Source organism: Frankia sp. CeTa3Moorea, assembly GCF_978021225.1.
Genome location: NZ_CDXDOR010000199.1, coordinates 1 through 7180, shown reverse-complemented (window position 1 = coordinate 7180; position 7180 = coordinate 1). Strand labels below are relative to the sequence as shown.

Below are 7180 nucleotides of genomic sequence, written 5' to 3'. Positions count from 1 at the left end.
ACGTGATGCTCCGGTGTGCTCCCCCGGGTGGCGACGCACCAACCGCACCCCCACGCAGGCCCACCCCCACACAGGCAATGACGCTGAGCCGACACCGCCACGCGGCGTGCACCGTCCGCGACTAAGGTCGACAGCATGGATCCGAAAGATCCGGGAATCAGACACCTGGACAGATCCACAGTGATGATCTACCGTCCGCCCGCGGGACCCCTGTCCCGCCGGTCGGACCGAGCAGGAGGACCAGCCGTGCGGGAGAACCTCACCCTTGACGAACCACGCCGAGGGATCCGGTCCGGCCGGACCATGACGCTGCTTCCGGGGCTGGTCCTCGCGGGAATGGTCGCGCTGACCGCCGGCTGCGGGGGGTCCGACGACATCGGTGTGCCGCCCTCCGTCAGCACACCGACCCTGCCGACGTCGATCCCCACCGCGCTGCCGAGCGGGCTGCCCACCTCGCTGCCCACCTCGCTGCCGGGGGTGGGAAGGATCGACGCCGTCAGCGGCGCGGATGCCCTGCGTGGCACGAATGTCCCCCCCGATTTCCCGGTGCCGCCCGGGGCCACCGTGAAGGTCGGCACGACCACCGGGAAGACGTCGACGGTGACGCTGGGCGGGGTGTCCAGCGACGGGGTGGCCACCTTCTACCGGCAGACCCTGCCTGGCGCCGGCTATAAGATCACAACGGATGTGGGGATTCCGGGAGTCGCCAGAGCCATCCAGTTCAACGGGCACGGCGTCAACGGGAGTATCGGGGCCGCGGGGGTCGGTAACACCGACGGCGTCGCCGTGGTATTCACCAAGCAGTAGCCCCCCCCCGGGGGATCGCGGCCGGGCTCACCCGGACACGACCGGCCGCTGCGGAAGACCGAGCTGCGAGCGATCGAGCTGCGAGCGATCGAGCTGCGGAAGATCGAAATGCCGGCGGATCTCCGCCTGCACCTCGCGCGGCGGGTGCCTGGCGTCCACGACGGCCACGAACTCCTTGCGCTGGAAGATCTCCATGACCGGTCGAGTCTTCTCGTGGTACTCCCGCAGGCGGACGGCCAGCGCCTGCGGGTTGTCGTCGGCCCGGGTCAGCAGCGGCGCTCCGCACACATCGCAGGTGTCCGGCACCTGCGGCCTACTGGCGATCAGGTTGTAGTCCAGGCCGCACCGCGAGCAGAACCGGCGGGCGAGCACCCGCCGGTAGACCTCGTCGTCGGGGAGATCGAGGTAGATGACCCCGTCGATGTCGTAGCTCTCCAGGAAGAACTCGGCCTGCCGTGCGTTACGCGGGAACCCGTCGATGATGAACCCATAGTTCCAGTCGTGCTCGGCCAGCCGGGAGCGCACCACTGACTCGACGAGATCGTCCCCGACCAGGTGACCGGCCGCCACGATGCGTTTGACCTGGGCACCGAGTTTGGTGTGATTCTGCACGTTCCAGCGGAAGACGTCGCCGACGCTGATGTGGACCAGGTCGAAGTCCCGGGCCATCATCGTCGCCTGGGTTCCCTTGCCGCTGCCCTGCACGCCCATGATGACGAACTTGCGCACGCCGACTCCCGCTCGTTCCTCCGCCCCCAGCTGTCCCACCGGCCTCTCCGTCGCGACGTTATCCGCCATGGAGATCACTAGGGGTTTCCGCGGCCCAGCGGTGGCGGGTACGTCATGACACCCGCACGGCCGACCGGCGGGCTGTCCGCAGCCCAACCCGGACCGGTGCACGGCGACAATGCCGTAAAGAGCAGGATGTCAGGATGTGTGGGGATCGGGGGAGCGCGGAACGGGCCGCGGCGGCGGCGATCCCGGATTCTAGGAGGGAACGCGGGTGTCAAGGGGACTGCGTCAGACGCTCGGCGCCAGCTTGGCCGCCACCGTGCTGGCGGTGGGGCTCGCGGCGTGCGGTTCCGGGGACAAGGCACCGGCTCCACCCGCGGAGATCGTCCTCAACCGGGGGCAGGACTCGTCGGTCCCCTTCCGCACCGAGGCCGACGGCGAGGTGCTCCTGGACGTCACCACCACCGCCCCAGGGGTCTCCTGGGGCTCCCCGGGCGGCGAGTCCGCGGTGTTGTCGCTCTACGTCGACACCGCCTACGCCACCGACCTCGTGATCCCCACCTCCTTCCCGATCAAGCGCAGCCTCGCGCTGGGTCACCTGGCCGCCGGCAAGCACACCCTGCGGACGCTGTTCGCCGCGGACCGGTCGCCCCGCAACGCCGCCACGGCGCGCCTGACCGATCTGACCTTCCGCACCGTCACGCCGCAGGACAACGGCTACCAGGCCCTGGCCCACGCTCCAGTGATCTACGGCCGGACGGCGCCGGCCGCCACCGCGAATCCGATGGCCGGCGGGCCGTTCCAGAACGCCGTCACCGACACCCCACTGCTCGCCTTCCACTCCGAAGCGCCAACCGCGATCGCCGGTCATCGCCTGCTGACCTACTCGATGGTGTGGAGCAACAAGGACGAAGGCACCCCGACCCCGGCCCTGATGGCGTTCTGGGGGCGGACCACCGACATCGAGTGGACCTACCAGGTCGAGATCGACGCCACCGGCAACGCCATCCCCGGCAGCGCCGTGATCCAGGGTCCGGAGCACACGTCTCAGCCGTTCACCGGCCGGTACGAGGGCACGCACCCGCTGCTCGGGACCTGCACGCGCAGCAACAGCATGTGCCAGAACACCGACGGCCCGATGCGGTTCGCCCTGGCGGCCGCGGACACCCTCGACCCGAACGCCGAGGCCCCTGAACGGGAGATGGACCGCAACCCGTGGACCTACTGGGTGATGTCCCAGGAGGTCGCCCGGGAGGGCAAGGTCGCCGACGCCCCGGTCCCGAACTCGCGCACCCGGATCAGCGACCCGCGTAACTACCTGTACCTGATCGTCCGGAAGAACACGGTCGGCACACCGAACACCGCCGACGCCTGGGTCGGGCTGTCGGTCGGGGTGCGGCTCGCCGGCAACCCCGAGACCTACCGGTCGAACAAGACCTACCCTGCCTGGTCCATCGAACGGGACGCGCCGGCCGCCACGGCCGTCGAACTCCCGCCCGGGACCGTCGCGGAGGACATCGCGTCCATCCAGGCGACCCGGGTCGTCGGTGCGGGTGCCGACACCGGTGCGCGCATCCAGGTCGACTCGATCGAGCGGGCGTTCCTGCTGGGTCCGGACGGCCTGCCCCAGCAGTCGTTCCTGTTCACGCCGACGAAGGTGACCCTGACCGCCGCCGCGCCGACCGCGACCCTGTTCCGCCGTTCGCAGGGCGGCTCCTGATTCCGTCCGGGGTTCCCTGATTCCGTGGTGGACCCTCACCCACGTGTGGTGGACCCCGGGGTGTGCATCGCTCCCAGGGTCCGACCGTGCGCCCCGGCCCGCTCGGGGGCTCCGGTGCGATCGGGGGCTCCGGTGCGCTCGGGAGTCTCGGGGGTCTCGGCTGGCGCCGGGCGCACGGCGGCCGTCGGCATGCTGTCGAGCGTCCGCACGTCCCGACCGACGGGCAGCTGGGCGATGCTGCCGACGATGGCGGTCGGCCGGTAGGGAAACCGGTCGACGTCGGTGATGGACGTGATGCCCGACAGCACCAGCACGGTGTCCATTCCGGCCTCCAGGCCGGCGACGACGTCGGTGTCCATCCGGTCGCCGATCACCACGGTGGTCTCGCTGTGCGCGGACAGGGTGTTCAGCGCACTGCGCATCATCAACGGGTTCGGCTTGCCGACAAAGTACGGTGTGACGCCGGTCGCCCGGGTGATCATCGCCGCGACCGCCCCGGTGGCGGGCAGGAGACCCTCCACCGAGGGACCGGTGGGATCGGGATTCGTCGCGATGAAGCGTGCGCCGTCGCGCACCAGCCGTACCGCTTTGGTGATTGCCTCAAAGCTGTAGGTCCGAGTCTCCCCGAGGACGACGTAATCGGGTGACCGGTCGCTGAGGACGTAGCCGATGTCGTGCAGCGCCGTGGTCAGGCCCGCTTCGCCGACGACGTACGCCGATCCCTGGGGGCGTTGGATATGTAGGAAGAGCGCGGTGGCGAGGGCCGAGGTCCAGATCCGCTCCGGCGGGATTGTGAGTCCAGCGCCAGCCAGTCGGGCGGACAGGTCGCGGGCCGTGTAGATCGAGTTGTTGGTCAGCACGAGAAAACCCAGGCCTGCCGCGCTGATCCCGGCCAGAAAGGCATCCGCGCCCGGAATGGGATGTTCCTCATGGACCAGAACACCGTCCATGTCGATGAGATAGTTCTCGATCAGATGCTCCGCCATGACCCCCGATTCTCCCCGCCGGCGCTCGATGCCGTCTGCCGGGTGGTCCCCACTCGGCACCATGATGGGGACCACCCGGCCCGGACGATCCGGCGGGTTCGGTCACCTCGCCTCACCTCGCCGGGTTCGGGTGATCCCGTCTCACAGCACCGCGATGGCGGCGATCTCCGGTTCGGTGGGCGACATCAGATACAGGGATGGGACGATGAGCCAGTCGGCGAATCCCCCGTCGCAGGCGTAGGCCTGCGCATGGCCGGGCGACCGGAACGGGCCGATGACTCCCTGCACCTGCCGGGTCCCCTGCTCCAGGACGATGATCGCCCAGCTGCCCGTCCGGTCCGGTGCGGGTGTCCCCCACTCCGACTCCGACAAGTCCATCACATAGTCCATCTGTGCCCCTTCGCGAACGTCCCTCACCGGTATCCACCGAGCCGCGGGGTGGTAAAGCACCCGGGATATCTTGACGCTTTCACGCAGCTTTGCGCATCGAAACGCCGGATGTCGACCTGGGTCGGTCCGGGATCCTCCGCCGGCAACGGCCGGGTGCGGCCCGTTCGTACATCCGTGAGTACATCGCCGAGCCGGCCGGGAGCGGAACGCAGATGTGTGTGACGAAAATCGAAGTTCCCGCGTGGGGATCCCCTTGGGAGGGAGGAGAAGACGGTGCGTTTTCCCGCGCCGACACTCGGGTGATGTCGCGGGCCGGTACTTTGCCCGCTGCCCGCGCTCGCGGTCGTGCAGCCGCATCTACCGCCGCGCATACCGCCGGTCCGGCGTATTGCTATGGCGGTGGCCGGGACAGCCGCCCCGGAGCCGCAGAGCCCCGGAGCCCATTTGGCGGTGCCCGTCTGGCGCTGCCCGTCTGGTGGTGCCCCTCGCGGTGTGCCCCTTTGGTGGTGCCCCCCGCGGGGCCTCTTCGGTGCCCCCGCGGCGCCTCGGTGCCGCGGCGGGAGGTTGAACCGGGTACGTGGGACGCCGGGCGTCGCGTCACCGGCGCGGTCGGGAGTCGCTCCCGACGCAACGTCAGGATTGAGCTGTGCGTCTGCTTTGTCGCTGACTTCTTGCTATTTGGGGGACCCGTGAGCCGGCGCCGGAGCGACTACCGCACCTGGGAGGAACTGACCAGGGAGGAACGTCGACGCGGGCTGGCAGTTCTTTCCGTGGTCGGGGTCGTGGCGGTGGTCGTGGTGTTCCTCGTCGTCGGGTCCGGTGGCGGGGCCGCTGGCGGGGCCGGTGCGGCGGCACCGCCAACCACCGACGTCAAGGCCCGGCTCACGTCCTGGTACGCCACCACCGCCCAGGTCCGTTCGGAGGTCGTGCGGGCGGTCAACGCGGTACGGGCCGACATCCAGGCGGCGGACGGCATGTCGCTGAAACCGGCCTGCGCCGACCTGGGGCGGGCCGTCGACCGCATCGGACCGCTGGGCCTCCCGCCCGTCGAGAGCGTGAGCAGGAGCTGGACCGAAGGCGCCGGTGCCTACGCCCAGGCGGTCACGGCGTGCGGGAACCTGTTCGACGGCACACCCGTCCCCCCGCCGGTGCTGCTGCAGCGCACGACCGACGCCCTCAACGCCGGCGACGGGCACTGGACCATGCTCGTCGCCCAGATCGGGGCCCCGGCGCAGATCGTTCCCACCGGCTGAGCGCACCCGGCCGGCCGCTCGCCGGACGACTCGCCCCGCACGTCCTGTCAAACTCGGCTACGTGGACTTCTTCCCGGGCTTTGAGCGCGATGCCCGACCCGCGTGACCTCGACGACGCCCTGCGGTCGGTCCGACCGGCGAGCGAGGACGACGTCGACGTGATGCGCGACATCGAGCGGGCCGCCGGAGTGCTGTTCGCCGGGATTGGGATGACCGACATCGCCGGACATTCTCCGCTTTCGGCCGAGAAGCTGGCGGAGTATGTCGCCGGGGGGCGGGCCTGGGTGAGCGACGGCCCGGTGGGGGTCGCGGTGGGCTACGCCCTCGCCGACGTCCTCCCCACGGACGTCCTCCCCACGGACGTCCCCGAGCCCGGGCCGGGGACCGACGGCGCGCCGCCACGCGTGGGGACTCCAGCGGCGAGTGTCCATCTCGAACAGCTCTCGGTGCGTCCGGAGCACGGGAGGTCGGGTCGGGGCCGGGCGCTGAGCCTGAGCGTGATCGATTATGCGCGCTCCCGTCGTGTGCGGAGGGTGACGTTGTCGACCTTCCGGACGGTGCCGTGGAACGGTCCGTTGTATGCGCGGTGGGGCTTCCGGGAACTGGTGGCGGCCGAGATGACCCCGGCGCTCGCCGACCTCGTCGCGCACGAGAGCGAGCTCGGCCTCGCCCCGAACTCCCGCATGCTGATGGCCATCGATCTCGACTGAACGCCGGACCGGCGGGACCCGCGGACGACCCGCGGCTACGACCGGGCCCGCGGCAACCTCGACCGGCACGGGACGTACGCCTTGTCGGCGTTCCTCGGTATTCGGACTGCCGGCCTCACCCTCCTGGCCAGCATCGACAACCACGGTTGTCGATGCTGACGCAGCGCGGATCATTCGGGGGAGCCGCTTGCGTGCTCCCTGCCGCGTGATCCCAGGGTGCGGCCGACGTCGCCGTAGCTTGCCCTCTCGGCCGCTGCCCATGCTGCCAGCGTCCGGATCTCCGCGCCGACGTCAGGGGATGCGATGAACGGCTGCCGGGACGCCGTCGACGGCTACCTCAACCGGCCGCCGCATCCCGGCGCCCGCAGCCCCATCGACACCATCGCCACCTTCGACGAGAACCTCGCCCACCGCTACGCCCAGGCCTGGCAGCAGGCGATCGACACCCAGGGCACAATCATCTACACCACCCCGGTCATGTACCTGACCGCCACCCGCCGGATGGACTGATCCCACATCTGCCGCAGGACCCGCGGCACCCCGGACCAGCCGTCGGCGCCCCCGCGCCGACGGCCCCCGATC

At 70.3% G+C, this 7180-nt stretch carries 8 protein-coding genes; 5 read left to right on the top strand and 3 right to left on the bottom strand.

Going from position 1 to position 7180, the window contains the following annotated elements; genetic code table 11:
* The first annotated feature begins 246 nt into the window (after nt 1-246).
* The gene (locus tag AC08OV_RS22275) at nt 247-807 is read left to right on the top strand and encodes a hypothetical protein (protein ID WP_476615443.1); all 561 of its coding nucleotides are present in this window, start codon (nt 247-249) and stop codon (nt 805-807) included.
* A gap of 27 nt (nt 808-834) precedes the next feature.
* Here the strand turns inward: AC08OV_RS22275 and AC08OV_RS22270 are convergent, their stop codons facing one another.
* The gene (locus AC08OV_RS22270; RefSeq protein WP_476615447.1) at nt 835-1536 is read right to left on the bottom strand and encodes an adenylate kinase family protein; all 702 of its coding nucleotides are present in this window, start codon (nt 1534-1536) and stop codon (nt 835-837) included.
* Nucleotides 1537-1810: 274 nt separating this feature from the next.
* Between AC08OV_RS22270 and AC08OV_RS22265 the strand changes: the two genes are divergently transcribed.
* The gene (locus tag AC08OV_RS22265) at nt 1811-3259 is read left to right on the top strand and encodes a hypothetical protein (RefSeq protein ID WP_476615444.1); all 1449 of its coding nucleotides are present in this window, start codon (nt 1811-1813) and stop codon (nt 3257-3259) included.
* A 35-nt stretch (nt 3260-3294) separates the two neighbouring features.
* Here AC08OV_RS22265 and AC08OV_RS22260 read toward each other — a convergent pair whose 3' ends face one another.
* Both AC08OV_RS22260 and AC08OV_RS22255 read right to left on the bottom strand, forming a co-directional pair.
* A complete protein-coding gene (locus AC08OV_RS22260) occupies nt 3295-4245 on the bottom strand; it encodes an HAD-IIA family hydrolase (protein ID WP_476615445.1) in 951 nt (316 codons plus the stop codon).
* Nucleotides 4246-4386: 141 nt separating this feature from the next.
* Nucleotides 4387-4635 carry a hypothetical protein gene (locus AC08OV_RS22255; protein WP_476594409.1) on the bottom strand — a complete coding sequence of 83 codons (249 nt, stop codon included), beginning with the start codon at nt 4633-4635 and terminating at the stop codon, nt 4387-4389.
* A 689-nt stretch (nt 4636-5324) separates the two neighbouring features.
* Between AC08OV_RS22255 and AC08OV_RS22250 the strand changes: the two genes are divergently transcribed.
* The 3 genes from AC08OV_RS22250 (at nt 5325) to AC08OV_RS22240 (ending at nt 7108) form a co-directional block, all read left to right on the top strand.
* Nucleotides 5325-5888: a hypothetical protein gene (locus AC08OV_RS22250; RefSeq protein ID WP_476615446.1), complete on the top strand. Its 564-nt coding sequence runs from the start codon at nt 5325-5327 to the stop codon at nt 5886-5888.
* A gap of 89 nt (nt 5889-5977) precedes the next feature.
* Nucleotides 5978-6598, top strand: coding sequence for a GNAT family N-acetyltransferase (locus AC08OV_RS22245; protein WP_476620264.1), 621 nt, complete (start codon nt 5978-5980; stop codon nt 6596-6598).
* A gap of 303 nt (nt 6599-6901) precedes the next feature.
* Nucleotides 6902-7108 (top strand): hypothetical protein, encoded by a 207-nt coding sequence (locus AC08OV_RS22240; protein WP_476620263.1) that lies wholly within the window; start codon nt 6902-6904, stop codon nt 7106-7108.
* Nucleotides 7109-7180 lie beyond the last annotated feature (72 nt).

Excerpts from the sequence above, each read along its gene's own strand:
- AC08OV_RS22260 (WP_476615445.1), bottom strand. The coding sequence starts at position 4,245 with ATGGCGGAGCATCTGATCGAGAACTATCTCATCGACATGGACGGTGTT.
- AC08OV_RS22255 (WP_476594409.1), bottom strand. The coding sequence starts at position 4,635 with ATGGACTATGTGATGGACTTGTCGGAGTCGGAGTGGGGGACACCCGCA.
- AC08OV_RS22245 (WP_476620264.1), top strand. The coding sequence starts at position 5,978 with ATGCCCGACCCGCGTGACCTCGACGACGCCCTGCGGTCGGTCCGACCG.
- AC08OV_RS22240 (WP_476620263.1), top strand. The coding sequence starts at position 6,902 with ATGAACGGCTGCCGGGACGCCGTCGACGGCTACCTCAACCGGCCGCCG.